The organism is Streptomyces sp. SID486 (assembly GCF_009865385.1).
GTDB lineage: Bacteria > Actinomycetota > Actinomycetes > Streptomycetales > Streptomycetaceae > Streptomyces.
This window is the reverse complement of sequence record NZ_WWJT01000402.1, coordinates 17,793-38,817: the sequence shown is the minus strand read 5'-3', so window position 1 is coordinate 38,817 and position 21,025 is coordinate 17,793. Positions and strand designations below refer to the sequence as shown.

The 21,025-nt window shown below is 69.4% G+C and carries 14 protein-coding genes and 1 pseudogene; 14 read left to right on the top strand and 1 reads right to left on the bottom strand.

The genetic code is table 11. The features are described 5' to 3' along the window. The first annotated feature begins 55 nt into the window (after positions 1–55). The 10 genes from GT045_RS18765 (at position 56) to GT045_RS18720 (ending at position 12,682) form a co-directional block, all read left to right on the top strand. The gene (locus GT045_RS18765; RefSeq protein ID WP_161334860.1) at positions 56–1,612 is read left to right on the top strand and encodes a long-chain fatty acid--CoA ligase; all 1,557 of its coding nucleotides are present in this window, start codon (positions 56–58) and stop codon (positions 1,610–1,612) included. Positions 1,613–1,654: 42 nt separating this feature from the next. Next, entirely contained in the window at positions 1,655–3,334 is a 1,680-nt protein-coding gene (locus GT045_RS18760) for an AMP-binding protein (RefSeq protein WP_202528441.1), read from the top strand. 3 nt (positions 3,335–3,337) lie between these two features. Continuing rightward, entirely contained in the window at positions 3,338–4,120 is a 783-nt protein-coding gene (locus GT045_RS18755) for an SDR family oxidoreductase (RefSeq protein WP_161298629.1), read from the top strand. 27 nt (positions 4,121–4,147) lie between these two features. Then, positions 4,148–5,386 (top strand): acyl-CoA dehydrogenase, encoded by a 1,239-nt coding sequence (locus GT045_RS18750; protein ID WP_161298628.1) that lies wholly within the window; start codon positions 4,148–4,150, stop codon positions 5,384–5,386. Then, positions 5,386–6,486, top strand: a complete 1,101-nt coding sequence (locus tag GT045_RS18745) for a phosphotransferase family protein (RefSeq protein ID WP_202516791.1) — start codon at positions 5,386–5,388, stop codon at positions 6,484–6,486. Before GT045_RS18750 ends, GT045_RS18745 begins: the two co-directional genes overlap by 1 nt. 257 nt (positions 6,487–6,743) lie before the next feature. After that, positions 6,744–6,977, top strand: a complete 234-nt coding sequence (locus GT045_RS18740) for a hypothetical protein (RefSeq protein ID WP_161298626.1) — start codon at positions 6,744–6,746, stop codon at positions 6,975–6,977. Then, a complete protein-coding gene (locus GT045_RS18735; RefSeq protein WP_345942689.1) occupies positions 6,974–8,632 on the top strand; it encodes a transporter in 1,659 nt (552 codons plus the stop codon). The genes GT045_RS18740 and GT045_RS18735 overlap by 4 nt, the downstream gene beginning before the upstream one ends. Positions 8,633–8,885: 253 nt before the next feature. Further along, positions 8,886–9,752: a phytanoyl-CoA dioxygenase family protein gene (locus GT045_RS18730; RefSeq protein WP_161298624.1), complete on the top strand. Its 867-nt coding sequence runs from the start codon at positions 8,886–8,888 to the stop codon at positions 9,750–9,752. A 47-nt stretch (positions 9,753–9,799) separates the two neighbouring features. Further along, on the top strand, positions 9,800–12,004 hold the full coding sequence (locus tag GT045_RS18725) for a SpoIIE family protein phosphatase (protein WP_161298623.1): 2,205 nt from the start codon (positions 9,800–9,802) through the stop codon (positions 12,002–12,004). 51 nt (positions 12,005–12,055) lie between these two features. Continuing rightward, positions 12,056–12,682 (top strand): TetR/AcrR family transcriptional regulator, encoded by a 627-nt coding sequence (locus tag GT045_RS18720; RefSeq protein WP_161298622.1) that lies wholly within the window; start codon positions 12,056–12,058, stop codon positions 12,680–12,682. A 64-nt stretch (positions 12,683–12,746) separates the two neighbouring features. Here the strand turns inward: GT045_RS18720 and GT045_RS18715 are convergent, their stop codons facing one another. Beyond that, complete coding sequence (locus GT045_RS18715) at positions 12,747–15,962, bottom strand: cytochrome P450 (protein ID WP_161334858.1); 3,216 nt, start codon at positions 15,960–15,962, stop codon at positions 12,747–12,749. Positions 15,963–16,214: 252 nt separating this feature from the next. On the opposite strand from GT045_RS18715, the gene GT045_RS18710 reads away from it, so the two are divergent. The 4 genes and pseudogenes from GT045_RS18710 (at position 16,215) to ccsB (ending at position 21,021) form a co-directional block, all read left to right on the top strand. Next, on the top strand, positions 16,215–17,276 hold the full coding sequence (locus GT045_RS18710) for a zinc-binding dehydrogenase (protein ID WP_161334857.1): 1,062 nt from the start codon (positions 16,215–16,217) through the stop codon (positions 17,274–17,276). Between the two features lie 592 nt (positions 17,277–17,868). Further along, positions 17,869–19,266 carry an FAD-dependent oxidoreductase gene (locus GT045_RS18705; RefSeq protein ID WP_161288147.1) on the top strand — a complete coding sequence of 466 codons (1,398 nt, stop codon included), beginning with the start codon at positions 17,869–17,871 and terminating at the stop codon, positions 19,264–19,266. Between the two features lie 358 nt (positions 19,267–19,624). After that, positions 19,625–19,909, top strand: a pseudogene (locus GT045_RS18700) (cytochrome c biogenesis protein ResB); the annotation flags it as partial. After that, positions 19,906–21,021, top strand: a complete 1,116-nt coding sequence (ccsB, locus tag GT045_RS18695; protein WP_161334856.1) for a c-type cytochrome biogenesis protein CcsB — start codon at positions 19,906–19,908, stop codon at positions 21,019–21,021. The pseudogene GT045_RS18700 and the gene ccsB, both read left to right, overlap by 4 nt. The last annotated feature ends 4 nt before the right edge of the window (positions 21,022–21,025 follow it).

Here is a 21,025-nt window from a genome sequence, read left to right as displayed (position 1 = left end):
GCCGCGTGTTCCGTTCCCCCGCGGCCTGGCCCGGTCCACCTTTCCGGAAGACACCATGCTGAACCTCTCGGTCCTGCTCGAGGACTCCGCCCGCACGCACCCGAACCGGGACGCCGTCGTCCTCGGCGAGACGCGTCTGACCTACGCCCAGGTCGAGGCCGCCGCCAATCAAGTCGCCAACCTCCTGGTGGACCGCGGCATCTGGCCCGGCGACAAGGTCGCGCTCAGTTGTCCGAACGTGCCCTGGTTCCCGATCGTCTACTACGGGATCCTCAAGGCCGGCGCCGTCGTCGTACCGCTCAACATCCTGCTCAAGGGCCGGGAGGTCGCCTACCACCTCGCCGACTCGGAGGCGAAGGCGTACTTCTGCTTCGAGGGCGGCGAGGGCCTGCCGACGGGCGCGGAGGGACAGGCCGGGTTCAGCGAGGCCGCGGGCTGCGAGCACTTCTTCCTCATCACCGCCGGCCCCGCGGCGCAAAGCCCGATCGAGGGCGTCGAGACCCTGGGCGCCGCGCTGCGGGGCACCGCGACGACGTTCGACAGCATCGGGACCTCGGGGGACGACCCGGCCGTGCTGCTCTACACGAGCGGTACGACAGGACAGGCGAAGGGCGCCGGACTCAGCCACGCCAACCTGGTGCTCAACGCCCTCGCGGTCAACCAGTTGTTGGAGAACCGGCCGGCCCTGGACACCCATCTGGTCGTGCTGCCGCTGTTCCACTCCTTCGGCGCGACCGTGCAGTTGAACGCCGGCTTCTCGACAGCGAGCACGCTGGTGCTGCTGCCACGGTTCGACGCCCGGCAGGCGGTGTCCCTGATGCAGCAGGAAGACATCACCGTCTTCGCGGGCGTCCCCACCATGTGGTGGGGCCTGTTGCAGACGCTCACCGACGACGTCGACGTCGAGAGGATCGCGAGGAACCTGCGCGTCGGCGTCTCCGGTGGCGCCGCGCTCCCCGCGGAGATCGTCAAGCAGGTCAGGGAGCGGCTGGGCGTTCAGGTCCTGGAGGGCTACGGCCTCTCCGAGACCTCGCCGGTGGTGACCTTCAGTGATCCGGCGCGGGAGCCCCGGCCCGGGTCGATCGGCGTGCCCGTCTGGGGCGTCGAGGTCAAGCTCGTCGACTCGGACTGGTCGGAGGTCGAGGACGACGGCACGGGCAGCGCCATCGGGGAGATCGCGGTCAAGGGCCACAACGTCATGAAGGGGTACCACGGCCGCCCCGAGGCCACCGCCGAAGCCATCAGGGACGGCTGGTTCCGCACCGGCGACCTGGCCCGCAGGGACAAGGACGGCTTCTACTACATCGTCGACCGGGCGAAGGACCTGATCATCCGCGGTGGCTTCAACGTGTACCCGCGCGAGATCGAGGAGGTCCTGATGACGCACCCTGCGGTCAGCCTGGCTGCGGTCGTCGGCGTGCCGCACGAGAGCCACGGCGAGGAGATCAAGGCGTTCGTCATCCTCGACCGCGGCGCCGAGGCCCGTCCCGACGAGCTGATCGCCTGGGGCAAGGAGCAGATGGCCGCCTACAAGTACCCGCGCATCGTGGAGATCGTGCAGACCCTGCCGATGACGTCGACCGGAAAGATCCTCAAGCGCGAACTCACGTGACCGGCGCACCAAGCGCATGGACATGGGTGGGAAGGACGGCAGATGACAGTGGATGAAGGTCGGCGGCTGGACACGTTCCCCGACGGGTCCGGTACCGGGACGGACGCGGTTCCCGGCTCACTCGTGGCCGCCTGGAAGGCACGCGTGGCGAAGAACCCGGAGGGCACGGCGCTCCGCTTCTTCGACGGTGCGCTGTCCGCGCGGGAGGTGGACGTGGCGTCCGACGCCCTGGCCGCCGCGTTCGAGGCGCGCGGAACCGGCCGGGGTGATCGCGTCGGGGTGTACCTGCAGAACGTTCCGCAGTACGCGCTGGTCCTGCTGGCTCTGTGGAAGCTGGGGGCGACGGCGCTGGGACTCAACCCGATGTACCGGCGCCAGGAGCTCCGCCGGATCATCGACGACTCCGGGGCGGTCGGGGTCGTCTGCGCGGACGCGGACGTCCACGAGACGCTCGGCACGCTGGCGGGGAGCACGGTGCGATGGCTGATCAGCACGTCGGCCCTGGACTACCAGTCGAGGAACGATCCGCGGGTCTTCGCGACGACGGAACGTCTGGCCCCCGCGCCGGACGGCGATCTGGTGGCGCTGATCGGTGAGTTCGAGGGCCGCAGCCCCTCGCCAGTGGAGCTGACCCGCGACGACGTCGCGTTCCTGACGTACACCTCGGGAACGACGGGGCCGCCGAAGGGTGCCATGAACACCCACGGCAACGTCCTGAGCGTGGTGGCGACCTGCGCGTCGTGGATGGGGGTGAGCGACGGGGACGTCGTGTTCGCCATCGCTCCGCTGTTCCACATCACCGGTGCCGTGGTCAACGCGACGATCTCGCTGCTCACCGACACCACGCTGGTCCTGGCGGGACGGTTCCACCCCGAGGTCGCCCTGGATGCCTTCGCCGAGCACGGGGTGACCTACACGATCGGCTCCATCACGGCGTACAACGCGATCTACGAGCTGCAGCAGGCCGGACCGGAGCACTTCGCGTCGGCGAAGGCCCTGTACTCGGGCGGCGCGCCGATCCCGCCGGCGACCGTCGAGCGGTTCCGGGAGCGGTTCGGTGTCTACCTCCACAACGGCTACGGGATGACCGAGACGACGTCGGCTGTCATCGCCGTGCCGCCGGGGGACAGAGCGCCGGTGCATCTGCCGAGCGGGACGCTGTCCATAGGCAAGCCCCTGCCGCACCTCACGGCACGCGTCGTGGACCTGCACGGCGACCCGGTGCCCAGCGGGGAACAGGGCGAACTCGAACTGAGCGGGCCGCAGGTGGTGCCCGGGTACTGGGGCAAACCCGAGGCCACTCGTCACACGATGCCGGAGGGCCGGCTTCGTACCGGTGACGTCGCCGTCATCGACGAGGAGGGCTGGGTCTACCTGGTGGACCGGCTCAAGGACCAGATCAACGTGTCCGGGTACAAGGTCTGGCCGCGCGAGGTCGAGGACGCGCTGTACGAGCACCCCTCGGTGCTGGAGGCCGCGGTCGTCGGGCAGCCGGACGCCTACCGCGGGGAGACCGTCACCGCCTACGTCTCGCTCAAGTCGGGCCTGATCGCCACGGCCGAGGAGCTGATCGCCTTCTCCCGCGACCGGCTGGCCGCCTACAAGTGCCCCCGCACGATCCACTTCTTGGCCGACCTGCCCAAGACCCAGAGCGGCAAGATCCGGCGCGCCGAACTCCGCGGCCTCGACGGCACCGAGCCCAATTCCCCTTCGAAGGACTGAGCCATGAGCAAGGACCACACCGGCCAGGGCCGTTTCGCGGGCCGTGTCGCCGTCGTGACCGGAGCGAGCCGGGGCATCGGTCTCGCCGTCGCGGAACGGCTCGTCGCCGAGGGGGCGCGGGTGTGCCTGACCGCGCGCAAGGCCGGGCCGCTCGAAGAGGCCGCCGCCGCTCTCCCCCGGGGCAGCGTCATCACCGTCGCCGGCAAGGCGGACGACCCCGAGCACCGGCGCGAGGCCTTCGACACCGTCGCACGCGAGTTCGGCGGACTGGACGTCCTCGTGAACAACGCGGGCATCAACCCGGCGTACGGCCCCGTCGTCGGCCTGGACCTCGAGGCAGCCCGCAAGGTCCTTGAGGTCAACGTCCTCGCCACTCTCGCCTGGGTGCAGGAAGCGGTGGCCCACCCGAAGCTCGGTTTCACCGAACGCCGCGGCACCGTCGTGAACCTCTCCTCGGTGACCGGCGACACCCCCGCGCCCGGCATCGGCCTGTACGGCGTGAGCAAGGCGGCGGTGTCCCACCTGACCAGGACCCTGGCCGTCGAGCTCGGTCCGGAGATCCGCGTCAACGCCGTGGCACCGGCGGTGGTGAAAACCCGTTTCGCCGAAGCCCTGTACGAGAGCAGGGAAGCGGAGGTGGCCGCGGAGTACCCCATGAGGCGCCTCGGCGTCCCGTCGGACATCGCCTCTGCCGTGGCCTACCTGGCATCGGAGGATTCCTCCTGGGTCACCGGTCACATCCTCACCGTCGACGGCGGCCTCACGGTCGTCGGCGGCACCGCGTAAACCGCGCTCACCCGACAAAGGACAGCCATGACTTTCCCTCATCTTCCGCCAGAGGTCGCGGAGCTGCGTGACCGCACGCGCCGGTTCATCCGCGAGGTCGTCATCGACGCCGAGCCCGCACCGGGCGGACGTCTCGACCAAGCCACCCGTGACCGGCTGCAGGTGGCGGCGAAGGAGGCCGGCGTCTTCGCGCCGCTCGTGCCGAAGGAGTACGGCGGGCAGGGTCTGCCCATCGAGCACTGGTCGCCGATCCTCCAGGAGGCCGGCTACTCAACCATCGGCCCGAGCACGCTCAACTGCATGGCCCCCGACGAGGGAAACATGCACATGCTCAACCTGATCGCCACCGAGGATCAGAAGAAGCACCATCTCGCGCCTCTGGCCGCCGGCGAGATCCGGTCCTGCTTCGGCATGACCGAGCCCCACCCGGGGGCGGGCTCCGACCCGGCGGCGCTGCGGACCACGGCCGTGCGTACCGACGGCGGCTGGATCATCGACGGCCACAAGCGGTTCACCAGCGGTGCCGTCGGTGCCGCGTTCTGCATCGTGATGGCTCGGACCCCGTCCGTGGGCAGCTCCCCCGAAGGGGCCACCATGTTCCTGGTCGACATGACGAACCCCGGCATCCGGGTCGGCGAGGCGATCCACACCGTCGACCGCGCCATCGACGGCGGTCATCCGCATCTGTACATCGAGAACTGCTTCGTCCCCGACGAGGCGGTGCTCGGCGAGGTGGGCCTCGGCTTCCGCTACGCCCAGGTACGGCTCGGACCGGCGCGTCTCACACACTGCATGCGGTGGCTGGGGCTGGCGCGGCGGGCACACGACATCGCGCTGGACCGGGCCGGGAAGCGGGAGCTGTTCGGCGGCCCGATCGACTCTCTCGGCCTGGCGCAGCACCTGATCGCAGAGTCGACCATCGACATCGAGACGTCCGACGCGGTCATCACCAAGACCGCGGCCCTGCTGGGCACCGACCCCAAGGCGGGGTCCGCGATGTCCTCGATCGCGAAGGTGCACTGCTCGGAGGCGATCTTCCGGGTGATCGACCGCGCCATCCAGATCTGTGGCGGGGACGGGGTATCCGACGGACTCCCGCTGGCGCAGTACCTCAACGAGGTCCGCCCGTTCCGCATCTACGACGGCTCCAACGAGACCCACCGGTGGGCCATCGCGCGTCGGGCCTCGGCCGGCCGCGCCGCCGCGGTCCGCGCCGGTGAGCAGTACAGGGGCGACGCCGTCGTCGGCCGGCACGGAGGCGCGTGATGCACACCGTCCCCGACGGCGTGGAGATCGTGGCGAGTTGGGAGAGCGCCCGCCACCTCGACAGCCCTCCGCTCCTGGTCCTCGACGCGGTCACCGGCTTCCTCGACGCACAAGGCATCGGCAGCGGCCCGCTCGCGTGGCAACGCATCGGCGACGGCCACTCCAACATCACCTATCTGATCCAGCGCGGTGGTGAGTGCGTCGTACTACGCCGTGGACCGCGTCCGCCCCTGCCCAAGTCGACGCACGACATGGTGCGCGAGGCCCGCGTCCAGAAGATCCTCGGCGGGCACGGAGTGCCGGTGCCGGAGATCGTCGCCGTCTGCGAGGACGAGTCGCTTCTGGGCGTGCCGTTCTACCTCATGTCCCGGCTCGACGGGACGGTCGTCACCGACACGATCCCACCCCATCTCTCCCCCGCCGAACAGCGCCGGGCCACCAGCGAGGCGGTCGTCGACACCCTCGTCGCCCTGCACGGCATCGACGTGTCCGGAGGGGAACTCGCCTCCCTGGGCCGGCCCGAGGGGTATCTGCGGCGTCAGGTCGACCGGTTCCGCGGCCTGTGGGAGGTCAACACCAACCGCAGCCTGCCCGCGGTGGAGCGCATCGGGGACTGGCTCGCCCGCAACCTGCCTACGAGCCAGGCGGCCTCGGTGGTGCACGGTGACTACCGCATGGGCAACCTCATGTTCGCGCCCCAGGCATCGGCCAGGGTCCTCGCGATCCTGGACTGGGAGATGGCCACGCTCGGTGACCCGCTCGCGGACCTGGGGTATCTCACCGCCACCTGGTCCGAGGCCGGCAACCCGGCCACGCCGCTCGAGCTCACCCGGGTGACCCGGTCGCCCGGCTATCTCACCCAGCGCCAGCTGGCAGAGCGCTACAAGTCCCGCACGGGCCTCGATCTGACCCCACTGCCCTGGTACCAGACCCTCGCCCTGTGGAAGGCGGCGATCTTCTGCGAGGCCATCTACACACGCTGGCAGCGTGGTGAGCGCCCCCACGACACGACCTTCGGGCCGTCGCTCGAAACGGGTGTCCCCCGTCTGCTGGAACGTGCCGGGCAGTACGCCGGCCTGACGGCGGCCACACGCCGCTGACGCCCGACGCGTTCCGGTACGGGGCTCCTCACCGACCTCGCTGCGGCCGGGCCGGGGCGGCCGCGCCACCGCCGAGCCCCCGCAGTCGCAGCATGCACTTCCGACCGGTACGGAGCACGACCGCCCGACTTCCATCGCTCGTCCTCAACGGCTGCGACCGTCCCCCGCGACCCCTCGCGCCGTGTCCGTCTTCCTTTTCCTCAGAGAGAGGTTCCGTGCCTCCCGCTTCCTCCCGACATTCCCCCCGTGACACACGTGTGCTGGTCACTGTCAACGCGCTGCCGCTCGCCGTCGGTGTCCTGCTCTCCTGCTCCACGACCCTAGGAGAGGTCTCCGTGTACGGACGTCTCACCCTCGGCATGGCGTGGGCACTCACGCAGCTCGTCGTCCTCGTCGGCGCAACGTGGTGGCACGAGAACCGGGCCGCGTCCTCCTGCGAACCGGCCTCGGCGACGACCACTGCCTCTCGACCGAACGGGGGCACGTGGTGACGTTCTTCCTCCTGAGCGTCGGCTCGCCCGACCTCACCGGCTCCGCCACGAGGGGCGCGGTCATCACCACCTTCCTCGTCTTCATCGGCCTGTGCCTCCTGTGGGTCTTCACTCTTGTCACTCAGGACGACGACCCGGAACGCCTCCACGTCGCCGACCGGTCTCTCCCGCCCGTCTTCAACGGCGTCGCGATGGCGGGAGAACAGATCACGGTCGTCCTTCTGGTCTCGCTGCCGGGAGCGATCGCCCTCTTCGGCTACGACGGAGTCTCGACCGCCGTCGACAGTGCCCTCGCACTCGGCGTCTTCCTGCTCCTCGCCTCCCGGATTCGCGCGACCCGCCGCTACACCCTGGGCGAGCTGTTCTCTCTGCGTGCCGAGGGACCGGGAACGCGGATCGCCGGTGCGGTGGTGACGCTGTGCATCGCCGTACCCCTGCTCATGGTGCAACTGCGTGCCGGCGGCATCACCGCCGCTCTTCTGATCGGCAAGCCGACCGAGGCGGCGCAGGTGGTGTGCACGGTGCTGATGGGAGTCCTCATCACATGCTTCGCAGGAGTGGCCGATCTGCGCGGCACCAGTTTCGTGCAGGTCGCCAAGGTGCCCGTAGCCCTGGCGGCGCTCGCCGCACTGACGCTGATGGCGCTCCGCCTGTTCGACTGGAGCCCTGAAGCTCTGCTGTCGGCTGCCACGGACAAGAGCATGTCTCCGGATCACTACCTCAGCCCCGGGCTGTGGGCGCACACCGCCGATCTCGGTGCGCTCGGGACGATCAGCGACCACATCGTCGTCATCCTCGGCACCGCGATGATGCCCCACCTGCTCCTGCGCGTCAGCGCCAGCCGGGACGTGCCCGCCGCTCGGCGCTCACTGAGCATCGCCGTAGGGCTGACCGGCCTCTTCTACCTGCTCCTGATCACGACCGGCTTCGCCGCGGCCGCGGTGGTGGGCAGCGGACAGATCGGGGCGGTCGACGCGAAGGGACAAGGAGCCCCGATCCTCCTGGCATCGGAGGTCCTCCCCCACCACTCCACCGGCCGGGTCGTGCTCATCACCCTCGTGGCCTGTGTCGCCTTCCTCGCCATGCTCACGGCCGTGGCGAGCGTGACCTTCGCCGCCGCCGTCTCCATGACCCGCGACCTGCTGGGGCGGAAGGGCCGTACCCGGAGCGGGATGGGGATCGGGGAGCCGGCGGTCCTGCGGCTGTCCGTTGTCGCGCTCTGCTCCGTGAGTCTTCTCCTCACCACCGCCGTACACCGCTACCCCATCGAGTTCCTCCTCGCCTTCTCGCTGAGCCTCGCGGCCTCATGCGTGTTCCCCGCGCTCGTCTACTCCTTCCTGTGGACCGGCTTCGACCGCCGCGGGCTGCTGTGGCTCGTGTACGGAGGGCTGTCTCTGTGCACCCTCCTGACCCTCGCCTCCCCAGCTGTTTCAGGGACGAGATACGCGCTGCTGCCGGAGCAGGACTTCAACCTGTTCCCGCTCCACACCCCCGGGCTGGTCTCCGTCCCGGCAGCTTTCCTCCTCGGATGGCTCGGCAGCGCGCGTCCCTGGGAGCGAACCACACACCCCCGGCACACGGCGCCGGGACCCACTCCTGCACGTAGATCCCCTGGAGCGCGCCTCGACTCCGACGAGGACGTCGTGAGCGGATAGCTCCGCCGTTCCCCCGACCGGACCGTGCATCGTGCACCGGACCCGGGCGAAGCAGGTGCCCGCCGTCGTTCTCACCCGCGGTACTGGCTGGCGACAGTGAGACCACCACCACAGGAACAACGCGGAAACGCCATGACCACCGAACCCACCTGCCCCTCGCGAGGACGCCGCGCGCGAGTCCCCAGAAGACGGAACGCCCGCGGCTGATCGAACGGCCGATCAACCGCGATTCAGATCGAGGAAGAGGACACACATGACCACACAGGAGAAGGCCCAGAACCTGGCATCCGTGGCGAACGACACGCCGGCGGAGGAGATCCTCAAGATCGTGACCCGTGACGGCGGCGTCATCATCAAAAACTTTCTGACGCGGGAGCAGATCGCCCGCTTCAACGCCGAGATCGAGCAGCCGCTGCAGGCGCTCGCCCCGGGGTCCACCCACGAGGACGAAATCGTGGCCGCGTTCCACGGCAGCAACACCAAGCGCCTCACGAACCTGGTGACGCACAGCGCCACGTTCCGCAGCGAGGTCATCGACCATCCCTTGGTCCACGAGATCAGCGACCTGGTCTTCCTCCAGGAGTCGGGCACGTACTGGATGACCACCGCACAGGTGATCGAGATCGGCCCCGGCAACAATGCGCAGATGCTCCACCGTGACCTGGAGAATTGGTTCCCCTTCATCGGCATGGGGCCCGGCGGCCCGGAAGTCACCATCAACTTCCTGGTCGCCCTGACCGACTTCACGGAGGAGAACGGCGCCACCCGCGTCATCCCCGGAAGCAACCACTGGAGCGACTTCGAGGACCGCGGGGCTCCGGAGCAAACGATTCCCGCGGTCATGAACGCCGGAGACGTCCTTCTCATAAGCGGCAAGACCGCGCACGGCGGCGGGGCGAACCAGACCGGCGACGAGTACCGGCGGGGCCTCGCCTTCACGTTCAACGCGGGCTTCCTCACCGGCGAGGAGGCGTACCCCTTCCTGGTCGACCGGGAGCTCGCCAAGACGCTCTCGCCGCGTGTCCAGCGCATGCTCGGCTTCCGCTCCCAGTACCCCACGGGCTCCCCCGGTCTGTGGCAGGTCGACTACGCCGATCTGGGCGACCACCTCGGTCTCTGAGACCCGGGCCGGCAAAGGCTGCCGCAGTTGTCCGAGGAGCGCACGTCATGGCCTTCCCGTACATTCGCACTATGGGAACCGAGGTCGATGCGTTCCTTGGTCAGCTCGCCCGCCACCTCAGGCCACAGGTGCTGAAGCTGGCCGTCCTGCTGCTCCAGCGCCTGAACGGTGAGCTCCCCGAGCTGTGGGAGAACGCGGACATCGAGGCCCTGACCCTGGAGGAGACGGTCCAGCACATCACCGCCCTTCTGGATCTCCTGGAGACCCGCCCCGGCGCGAGCGCGTCGCAGGCTCCCCCGGCCGCCTTGGACCTGGGCCGCTTCTACGCCCGGCGCGGGATCCCGGTGAGCCGGCTCCTGCGTGCCTACCGGCTGGGCCATCTCGGCCTGCTCGAACAGATGCAGGCCGAGGCCGCCCGTCTCACCGGCGACTGGCACATGGTCCACCTGATCTCCAAGAGGCTGGTGGCGCTCGGTTTCGACTATGTGGACCGTTCCTCGGAAGAAGTCGTCGCCGCCTACGAGGAGGAACGCGAGCGTCTGCTGCAGCGTCGGTTCGCCCTCACCGACAGGGCGAGCAAGCTCATCGGGACCACGCTCGACATCACCCGCACCGCGGAGGAGCTGACGGAGGTCTGCACCGAGGACTTCGCCGACCTCGTCACCGTCGACCTCCTCGACTCCGCCCTGGACGAAACAGGCACGGGCTCGCCGGAGGCTCTGACGCAGCGCCGCGTCGCCCAGCGTTCCGTCCTCGACGGCTGTCCGGAGTCCCCGCTCCGCGTCGGTGAGACCCACGCCTACCCCGACGACTCGGAGGCGGTGCGCGCACTGGCCACCGGACGGTCCGTCCTGAAGCACATCGCGGCGACCGAGACGCCCCCGTGGCTGGCTCCGTCGGATTCCCACGGCCGAGTACTGCGCGACCTCGGCCTCCACTCCGTACTCCTCGTGCCCCTGCACGCCCGCGGGGACACCCTCGGACTGGTGCAGTTCGTGCGCCACCGCGCCTCGGTCCCCTTCGACGACGACGATCTCCTGCTGGCCCGGGAAGTCGTCTCCAGGGCTGCGGTATCCATCGACAACGCCCGCCGGTACACCCAGGAGCGTTCCACCGCGCTCACCCTCCAGCGGACCCTGCTGCCGCGCACCACGGTGGAACAGCCAGCCGTCGAAACGGCTTCGCGCTACCTGCCCGCCGGGTCCGGCGCCGGTGTGGGCGGTGACTGGTACGACGTCATTCCCTTGTCCGGGGCCCGCGTCGCGCTCGTCGTAGGCGACGTGGTCGGTCACGGCCTGCACGCCGCCGCCACCATGGGCCGGCTCCGCACGGCCGTCCGTGCCTTCGCCGACATCGATCTCATGCCCGACGAACTTCTCACCCATCTGGACGACGTGGTCATCCGAATGCAGCGCGAGGAGTCGCCGGACGAGGGCGAGACCAGCGCCACCTGCCTGTACGCGGTCTACGACCCCGTCTCCCGCCGGTGCTCCCTGGCCAGTGCCGGCCACATCCCCCCGACCGTCGTGACCTCCCCGGCCTCCGGCGAGACCGCCAGGGTGGCCGGATTGCCCGAGGTGCCGGTCGGACCACCCCTCGGCCTGGGTGGACTCCCCTTCGAGACGGGCGAGTTCGAGCTGCCGGAGGACAGCCTGCTGGTCCTGCACACCGATGGGCTGATCGCCGGCCGCACGCGGGACGTGGACCTCGGACTCGCCACGCTGCACAGCGTCCTCACCTCGGCGCCGGACTCTCTGGAGGAGATCTGCGACCGGCTGCTGGCCGCGCTGCTGCCCGGCCGCCCCGCCGATGACATCGCCCTGCTCGTCGCCCGGACCCACGCCCTCGACCCGGACCACGTGGCCACGATGGACCTCCCGTCCGATCCGGCGGCCGTGTCCGGGGCCCGCCGCTTCGCCTCCGACGTCCTGGCGGCCTGGGGGCTGGAAGATCTTTCCTTCACCACGGAACTGGTGGTCAGCGAACTGGTGACGAACGCGATCCGCTACGGCAGGGCTCCCGTCCTGCTGCGACTGATCCTCCAGTCGACGCTCACCTGCGAGGTCTCCGACGCCAGCAGCACCGCCCCGCATCTGCGCCGCGCCCGGATCTACGACGAAGGCGGCCGCGGCCTGCTCCTCGTGGCCCAGTGCGCCGAGCGCTGGGGGACGCGGCACGGTCGCGAGGGAAAGGTCATCTGGGCCGAGCAGGCTCTCCCTGGCGGTCAGCGCGTCGACCACCCAGGTGGCTAGCCTCCGATCCCAGCCGACTTGATCGATCGACTAAGTCGATATAGTGGGCGTATGGCTCATGTTTCCGCGGCGGAGCGCCGCCCCCAGTTGATCAAAGCGGCCATCGACCTCATGACCCGGGAGGGCGTCGCCGCGGGGAGCACCCGTGCCATCGCTGCGGAGCTCGGTGTCGCGCAGGCCACCGTCCACTACACCTTCGGGACGAAAGAGGACCTCTACCGCGCGGTCATGGACCAGATCACCGACGAGCTGGTCGCCCAGGTGCGGCGGGCGGCGCCGGAGGGCGCGGGCTTCGAGGAGACCTTCAGCGCCCTGGCGGGTGCCCTGTGGGGCACCGTGCGCGAGCCGACGTCGCACCACCAGCTGCTCAGCGAGCTGACCATGTTCGCCCTGCGCGTGCCCGGCCTCAACGAGGCCCGGCAGAGCCACTACCGGCGGGTCGTAGAGGTGACCGCACAGGTGATCACGGAGACGGCCGAGAGGACGGGGCAGGAACTGACCGAGTCCCCGGAGACGGTGGCCCGGTTCTTCCTCTCCGGCTTCGACGGACTCACCATGCAGGTCCTGCAGTGCCTGCCGGACGAGGCCACCGAGCGGACGGGGCTCAGGGCGCTCGTGGCCGCGACCGTGGCGCTGGCCAAGGGGGACCTCGACCTCCCGGACGTACCGATGGACTGACACGACGCGAAACGGTGGTGGGCGCACCCGGGAAGGTGCGCCCACCACCGTTTCTGCGGGGGATTCAGCCGGCCCAGACGTCCTCGACGTAGCGTCCGGACCCTACGAGCGCGGCGAGCCATGCCACGGCTTGCTCATCGCTCGCACCGGTCCGCTCGCGGTAGATCGCCATGAACGCTTCCCGTACGGCGGGGGCCATGCGACGCCCGTCGCCGCAGACGTAGACGCGCCCACCGGCCTCCAGGACCGCCCACACCTCCTCGCTCTCGCGGGCGATACGCTCCTGGACGAAGCGGGCGCCGTTCTCGGGCGCATGCATGAACGTGGGGCGCATGCTGACGGCGCCGGCCGCCTCCGCCGCCTCGAACTCCTCCCTGTGCAGGAAGTCCACGTCGGGGTGGTCGCAGCCGAAGTAGCAGAGCAGGGTGCCGGTCGAACCCGTGTGGTGGCGGTCCAGGACGGCGCCGCGGAAGGGCGCGAGACCGGTGCCTGCGCTGACCAGGATCACCGGCACAGCGGTGTCCTCGGGGAGGCGGAAGGACTCGCTGCACGGCAGGACCCGAGCCTGGATCACGTCACCCGCGTTCACGGTCTGCAGGAAGTGCGAGGCGATGCCCCGGAAGGTGCCCTCCCCCGACCGGTGCGGCGCGGCGAGCAGCGACACCATCAGGTCGGCCTCCCACGGCCGGGCCGCGGCGGACGACGAGATGGAGTAGTGCCGGGGGCGCAGGACCGGCAGCAGCTCCAGGAAGCGCTCGAAGGGGAGTTCGCACGCGCGGTAGCGCTCCAGGAGGTCCAGGACGCTGAGCCCCGCGGCGGTCACCTGCTCCCGGAAGGTCTCGGGATCGGCGGTGGCGACGGCGGTGAGCGGCTGCTTCTCGGGCGGGCAGGAGGTGTGCTCGGCGAGCACGGCGACCTGCTCCTGGGTGGCCGCGTCCTGGAGCTCGACGAAGTCGGTGAGCAGGCGGCGCAGGGTCAGCGGCCGGTCGACGGGGAGGGCGCCCCGGCTCCGGCGGCGGGCGCGCAGCCGGACGGTGCGGTTCAGGTCGAGGCCGAAGCGGTCGGCGACGCGCTGGACGAGGGCCTCGGGGTTGCGGGGCAGGACGGCCAGGTGGTCGGCGGTGCGGTAGGTGACGCCCTCGGGCAGCCGGAGCCGAAGGAACCGCTTGGAGCGGCCCAGTTCGTGGTCGGTGTCGACGAGTTCGTACGCTTCGAGGACCTCCATCGGCCGGACGCCGTGGCGCTCGGCGAGACCGCCGAGGACGGACTCCGAGGTGTCCTCCAGCTCGTACAGCCCTTCCCCTTCCGCCTCCGGTGCGGGGCCGGCCGCTTCACCGGCGATCGCCACGCCGTACTCGTCCAGGAGCACCTTCCACAGGTCTTCCGTCCACTGGTCGACCACTCCGCCGAAGTCGCCGGAGGCGTCGGCGCTGCCGCGCTCCAGGAGCGGGACGGCGCCGGCGGCGGTCAGACGCTCGTCGATCAGGGTGGGGATCCGCTGGTAGGTGGCTGCCCAGTTGCGGTCGCCGACACCGAGGACGGCGTACCGCAACCCGGTGAGCGAGCCGGGGGCGAGGTTCTCCAGGGAGGCGACGAACTCGGCGGCGTCGTCGGTGGGGCGGCCGTTGTAGGAGGCGGCGACGATGACGACGGGGCCCTCGGCGTGGGCCAGCTTCTCCGTGTACGTGTCGAGGGGGGCGACGGACGGGGCGAAGCCGTGCTCCTCGCCCTCCGTGCCGAGGTCGCGGGCGATGCCGGCGCAGGTGCCGAGGTTGGAGCCGTGCAGCAGGGTCAGCGCGGTGCCGCTCGCCCGGCGCGTCACGGCCGCGGTCCGGCCCGCGGCCGGGTCCGCCGCCGTCGCGGCGGGCAGGCGCCGTTCGTCGCTGGTGCGGCGGGCGAGCCTCAGGCTGAACCCGTCGGGCTTGATGGTCAGCGTCGACTTGATCTTCAGCTGGTAGTCGGTGTGGTCGATCAGGCGGTAGCGGTGCACCAGCAGGCCGAGCAGCAGGGTGGCCTCGTGCAGCGCGAACTGGCGGCCGATGCAGGCCCGTTCGCCGTTGCCGAACGGCTTGAAGGCGTGGACCGAGCGAGCCGCCTCCCGCGCGGGGGTGAAGCGCTCGGGGTCGAACAGCTCGACGTTCTCTCCCCAGGCGGCGTCGCGGTGCAGGGCCGAGGTGATCACCATCAGCGACTCGCCCTTGCGTACGGGGTACTTGCCGCCGATGACGGTGTCCTCGATCGGCTCGACGGCGTACGCGGGCGCCGTCGGCCACAGCCGCAGGCTCTCGTTGAGAACCTGGCGGATGTAGGTGAGCTTGCCGATGTCGCCGTACTGGGGGTCCGGGGAGTCGGTGTCACCCCACAGGGCGTCCACCTCCGCCTGGGCCCGGGCGAGCACCTCGGGGTGCTTGGTCAGGTAGTACAGGGCGAAGGAGAGCGAGCTGCTGGTGGTCTCGTGACCGGCGATCAGGAAAGTGATCACCTGGTGACGGATGTTGACATCGTCCAGCGGCTCACCGGTGACCGGGTCCTTGGTGTGCAGCATCAGCCCCATCAGGTCGTCCGTACTGGTGTCGCCGGAGGCGCGGCGTTCCCTGATCACGTCGTCGACGAGGTCCGTCATCAGATCGATGTCCGCGCGGAACTGCTCGACCTTCTTCCTCTTGAACAGCTCGGAGCCCGGGATGGACTCGCCCTTCTCCTGGGCGAAGACGAGGGCCCGGGCCATCGCCTCGACGAACGGGTGCAGGTCGTCGCGGCGGAACGACTCGAAGTCGTAGCCGAAGCCGCACAGGCCGATCGTGTCGAAGGTCAGCCGGGTCATCTCGTCGGGCACGTCCACCGACTGCACCCCGGCCAGCCGGTCCCACTTGTCGATCAGCGAGCGGGCGACGTTGAGCATGGGGTCGTGGTAGCTGCGCATCGCGCCGAGGGAGAACGCGGGCATCAGGATGTCGTGGGCCTTGCGCCAGTTCGGCTCGTGGTTGTAGGCGGTGAACAGACCGTCCCCGGCCAGAGCCCGGACCTCGACCAGGTCGGCGTGGACGTGCTTGCGGAAGCGGGTCTCGTCCGACAGTTCGGTCACGAGGTCCAGACCGCCGACCATGACGGTGTCCCTCCCGAAGATGCGCAGCCGGTACACGGGGCCGAACTCCTTGAACTCCTTCAGCAGGTAGGCCAGGAAGTCCGCGCCCGCGGGAACGTTGAACGCATGGCCTACGAGCGGCAGCGGGGGGCGCTCGGGGATCGCTCGCGCCGCGCCTACGGACACCTGAGTCATGAGCGTGCCTTTCGTTGCACTCCAGCAGTCGCCAACCAACCTACACACGACTTTGTCAGTCGAACATGTCGTATGACTGTATCGAAGGACACAGACGGCTGGGGGAACCTGGAATCCGATACGAACGTCCAGCGGCGGCCGCTTGACAGGCGACCTCGTCAACAGACACGGTTAACCGACATGGTCATGTGACCATGTCGTGCGTCTGAGCTATAGGCGTGCGCTTCTTCCCGAGCACATCGAGGTCCGCGCATGAACACCATGCTGGCCGGGCGGCTTCGCCTGGACACCCGCACCTTCGCCGTCGAAGAGGTCCAGATCCCGGTTCCCGGCCCGGGCGAAGTCCTCGTCGAAGTGCGGGCAGCCGGCGTCTGCCTGTCCGACATCCATCTGATCGACGGCAGCCTGAGCCCCTTCTACCCCGTGGACACCGTCAAAGACTCCGGTGCCCTCACCCCCGGCCACGAGGTGGCCGGTGTCGTCCACACCGTCGGCCCCGGCGTCAAGGGCAACTGGACCCCCGGCCTGCGCGTCGTACTACAGGCCGGTCAGGCGTGCGGCGACTGCGCCGACTGCCTGCGCTACATGACCTGCCGCCAGCCCCTGACCCGAGGAGTTGACTACGACGGCGGCTGGGCGCAGTACGCCCTCGCCCGGGAGGACACCCTGCTCCCCATCCCGGACCACCTGCCGTTCGACCAGGCCGCGATCATCCCCGACGCCGTTTCCACCCCTTACGCCGCGATCGTGGACACCGGCGCGGTCCGCCCCGCGCAGGCCGTCGGCATCTGGGGAGCCGGAGGTCTCGGCGCCCACGGCATCCGGCTCGCCCGCTTGGCCGGCGCCGCCCCTGTCATCGCCGTCGACCCGCTGGCCTCGGCCCGCGAGCGCGCCCTCCTTTTTGGCGCCGACCACGCGCTGGACCCCGCAGCCGGAGACTTCACTGAGGCGGTGCACAAAGCCACGGCAGGCCGGGGCATCGACGTCGCCTTCGACTTCGCCGGCGTCGGAGCGGCCCGTGCCCAGGCCAGCACCGTGCTCGGCCCGAACGGCGTCCTGGTCCTCGCCGGCCTCACCCCGGAGCCGGTCAGCGTCGCCGACAGCATCGACTTCTGCTTCAACGTCCGGCAGATCCGCGGACACTACGGCTCCGAACCTGAGCACGTGGAACAGCTCGTCGCGCTGGCCGCCGCCGGACGGATCGACCTCGGCCCCTCCGTCAGCGCCCACGTCCCCCTGGCCGAAGCCGCGGACGCCGTCGCCCGGCTGGAGAAGAAGATCGGAGACCCGATCCGCCTCGTACTCACCCCCTGAGCACAACGGGGTGGAGTCCGGATCACCAGGCACGGCGCGGCCGACCCTGCCTCCGCCTCCACCACCGCCCCAAGGTCAGCGGCACCCCGGAATATTCGGCCACCCCGCGCTGACAGGGCAGCCACTCAAGTACGAGGACTACCTACCCGGCTGAGATCCTTCTCTGTTTTGACTTCTTTCGAGGGAACAGAAAGCAGCCGAAGCCGGTGTTCGATTACGAGACCGGACGGCAAGCACGTTCACGATCGCCGAATTTTTCGAATCAAGCCACAGGCTTCGGGCGTGGCGGGTATGGCGTGTCACATCGCTCGACAATCGGTGATGCCCCGAGCTCAGGAGGGAGTCGGTGCATCGTGCACTCGCTCCGATCGAGACAGGTGCACTTTTCTGTTGCAGCCGGACGCCATAATTGAGACGGTGGAAATGTCGGAATCGCGACCAAGGAAGATTCGGAAACTGGCACAGAAACCGCCGATTCGGGCGTGGCACGTCACCATACCTGGCACGGCATATAGCAGTCCCGAATCCCTTACTGACCCGATGACCCAATACATCTCACAATACGCAGACCGCGTGAGTGAAGGAGGAAAGCATGTCGAATTCTCTTAAGGGCGGAACCGAGGAAACAGCAGTCGACGTCGTGATCGTCGGTGCCGGCTTCGCCGGCCTGACCGCCGCAGAACGGCTCGTGAACATGGGCGTGTCGGTCTTGGTCGTGGAAGGTCGCGACCGCGTCGGAGGCCGAGCGTTCTCAGGCGAAGTGGCCGGGATCAAGGTCGACCTCGGGGCAACGTGGGTCGCACGGCGGCACACTGCGATCCGAGACCTCGCGAGCCGGTTGGGGTGCACCACGACCAGTCAGTTCGACAAGGGCCACAACGTCCTGTGGATGGACGGACAGCGCAGCACCTACACCGGCACCTTTCCCGAGGTCTCACCGGAAGCCTTGGAAGACTTGGCCCGTATCCAGATGGCGGTGGCGGAACTGACTTCGACCATCAACGTCGATGCGGCCTGGGAATCCCCGGACGCCGGCCAGCTCGACGCGATCTCGTTCGGAGAATGGCTCGACCAGCAGCAGGCGACAACGAGCACCCGGGCGCTGATGACCATCCTCACCAAGGTGCAGTGGGGCTGCAGCCCGGGGGACGTCTCTCTGCTGCACGCGTTGCGCTACATTCGCGCTGCAGGGGGCGTGGAGCACATGCTCAGCGTCGAGGGCGGTCAGCAAGAGGAGCGAATCACCGAAACCACTCAAGAGATCGCCGTGAGGCTCGCCGAGCAACTCGGCGACAGGGTTGTCGTCGGTGCCCCTGTTCGACGAATCACCCAGGACGACAGCGGCGTCACGGTCAGTACCGACTCGAAAGTGATCAACGCCAAGTACGCCATCGTCACCGCCGCCCCCTCGCACCGCGCCGACATCGACTTCCAGCCTGCCCTGCCTGACAAGGCGGAAGGGCTCGCGAAGACCTGGCGTCTGGGCACACTGAGCAAGGCGTTCGTCGCCTATGAGAAGCCCTTCTGGCGGAGCAGCGGGCTTTCGGGTGAGGCACTGACCGACACCGGGACCGTTTTCATCACCTTCGACGTTTCGCCCGATGACAGCGGACCAGGCGTCCTGATGGCCTTCTGCGACCCTCGCGTATTCGACGGTTTCAACTCGGCGGATCGACGTCGTCGGGTGATCGACCAGCTCGTCGGGCTGTACGGCGCTCAGGCGAGCACCCCCATCGACTACGTGGACCACTGCTGGGGCCCGGCGTCCGAACCGTTCGCCCCGGGAGGGCCGAACCCTGCTGTAGCCCCCTATGCATCCGTCAGTTACGGCAGCGCCCTCACAGAGCCTCACGGGCGCATCCACTGGGCCGGGGTAGAAACCGCCGGCGAGTGGGCCGGAACCATGAATGGCGCCGTGCTTACGGGTCAGCAGACCGCCGAGCGGGTCGCACAGCGGCTTGGAGGGCGCGCCGACGAGGGTGCCCAGTAGGCAGCGCTGCGGGGAGCCGATTTCGGCAGGCCGAACGGGAAGGCGTAGCAGGCAGCTGCGTCGACCGGCGAGAACGCCGCCGAATCGGCTCCTGGCATCGATAGTGCTGCGGGGGGACAGGCTCCGCACCCCCGTCTCATCGCCGTCGCAGGGCATCTCCCCACTTCACCATCACCGCTCAAGGGCTCACAGTCGGGTTCCTCGTCCTCCAGGAACAGGACCGGGCCGAGCACGTCGCGACCGAGAAGGAACTCGCCGGGGCCAAGGGGTACTCCCCCGGCGGGCCATTTCGTCCGTCATGGCTGCGATCGCAAAATCATCGTCATCGAGAACAGCGCTGGTAAACAAACTGCATGACGAGCAGCCCGGCAGCGGCTGGGCCCTGGGCGGCGCCGTCGTCGCCATCTTCGGCCTGGCCGGGTCCCTGTTCATCCAGCGCCGACGCGTCTGGGTCCGGGGCGCCGACGGCGTCACCGTCGTGGAGATGGCCGGCCTCGGCCGCAGCGAGTCCGCGAAGGTCCCCGCGGAGCTCGGCGACCTCGCCGGGGCCATGTACGACCGGGCGCCCGCCGCGCCCGAGAACCCCGCCACCCCCGAATCCCCCGACACCCACGCCGTCACTGCCGAAGGGGCTGAGAAGTGAATCTCGCCGCCGCGACCAACGAGCATCTCGCGAACGTCAGCAACACGCTGATCTACTCCGCGATGGCCGTCTACACGCTGGCCTTCTTCGCGTACATCGCCGAGTGGCTCTTCGGCAGCCGCAGCAAGGTCGGCCGTACCGCCGCCGCGCTCACCGCCGGCGCCGCCACCAAGGCGGCGTCCGGCCCGGCCGTCACCGTGAAGAAGGCCGGGGGCACCGCCGTACTGGAACGGCCGCAGGTCGTGGTGCGCTCCGCCGCCGGCTCCCGTGACGTGCCCGACGGGCCCGGCGCGCACGGCGGCACCGAGAAGGGCGACCTCTACGGACGCATCGCCGTCTCGCTCACCGTCCTCGCCTTCGCCATTGAGGCGGGTGGCGTGGTCTCCCGCGCCCTGTCGGTGAAGCGGGCGCCGTGGGGCAACATGTACGAGTTCAACCTCACCCTCACGACGGTCGCCGTCGGCGTGTTCCTCGTGCTGCTCGCCCTGAGGAAGAACATCCGCTGGCTCGGCCTGCCGCTGGTCACCACAGTCCTGCTCGACCTGGGCCTCGCCGTCACGGTCCTCTACACGGCCAGCGACCAGCTGGTGCCCGCCCTCCACTCGTACTGGCTGTACATCCACGTCTCGACCGCGATCTTCTGCGGCGCGGTCTTCTACGTCGGCGCGGTCGGCACGCTCCTGTACCTCTTCAAGGACAGCTTCGAGAGCAAGCTCGCCTCCGGCGGCACCCCCGGGCGCTTCGCCAACTCCGTCCTGGACCGGCTGCCCTCCGCCGCCTCCCTCGACAAGTTCGCCTACCGCGTCAACGCCGCCGTCTTCCCGCTGTGGACGTTCACGATCATCGCGGGCGCGATCTGGGCGGGCGACGCCTGGGGCCGCTACTGGGGCTGGGACCCCAAGGAGACCTGGTCCTTCATCACCTGGGTCGCCTACGCCTGCTACCTGCACGCCCGCGCCACCGCCGGCTGGAAGGGCCGCAAGGCCGCCTACCTGGCACTGGCCGCGTTCGCCTGCTGGCTGTTCAACTACTACGGCGTCAACATCTTCGTCTCCGGCAAGCACTCCTACGCGGACGTCGGCCTGGGCGCCCTCCAGTCAGTCGGTTTCTGACTCT

What these genes read in the sequence shown, in the direction of transcription:
- GT045_RS18725 (WP_161298623.1), top strand. Translation starts at nt 9,800, where the DNA reads ATGGCCTTCCCGTACATTCGCACTATGGGAACCGAGGTCGATGCGTTC.
- GT045_RS18765 (WP_161334860.1), top strand. Translation starts at nt 56, where the DNA reads ATGCTGAACCTCTCGGTCCTGCTCGAGGACTCCGCCCGCACGCACCCG.
- GT045_RS18720 (WP_161298622.1), top strand. Translation starts at nt 12,056, where the DNA reads ATGGCTCATGTTTCCGCGGCGGAGCGCCGCCCCCAGTTGATCAAAGCG.
- GT045_RS18710 (WP_161334857.1), top strand. Translation starts at nt 16,215, where the DNA reads ATGAACACCATGCTGGCCGGGCGGCTTCGCCTGGACACCCGCACCTTC.
- GT045_RS18750 (WP_161298628.1), top strand. Translation starts at nt 4,148, where the DNA reads ATGACTTTCCCTCATCTTCCGCCAGAGGTCGCGGAGCTGCGTGACCGC.
- GT045_RS18730 (WP_161298624.1), top strand. Translation starts at nt 8,886, where the DNA reads ATGACCACACAGGAGAAGGCCCAGAACCTGGCATCCGTGGCGAACGAC.
- GT045_RS18715 (WP_161334858.1), bottom strand. Translation starts at nt 15,962, where the DNA reads ATGACTCAGGTGTCCGTAGGCGCGGCGCGAGCGATCCCCGAGCGCCCC.
- GT045_RS18755 (WP_161298629.1), top strand. Translation starts at nt 3,338, where the DNA reads ATGAGCAAGGACCACACCGGCCAGGGCCGTTTCGCGGGCCGTGTCGCC.
- GT045_RS18705 (WP_161288147.1), top strand. Translation starts at nt 17,869, where the DNA reads ATGTCGAATTCTCTTAAGGGCGGAACCGAGGAAACAGCAGTCGACGTC.
- GT045_RS18760 (WP_202528441.1), top strand. Translation starts at nt 1,655, where the DNA reads ATGACAGTGGATGAAGGTCGGCGGCTGGACACGTTCCCCGACGGGTCC.
- GT045_RS18745 (WP_202516791.1), top strand. Translation starts at nt 5,386, where the DNA reads ATGCACACCGTCCCCGACGGCGTGGAGATCGTGGCGAGTTGGGAGAGC.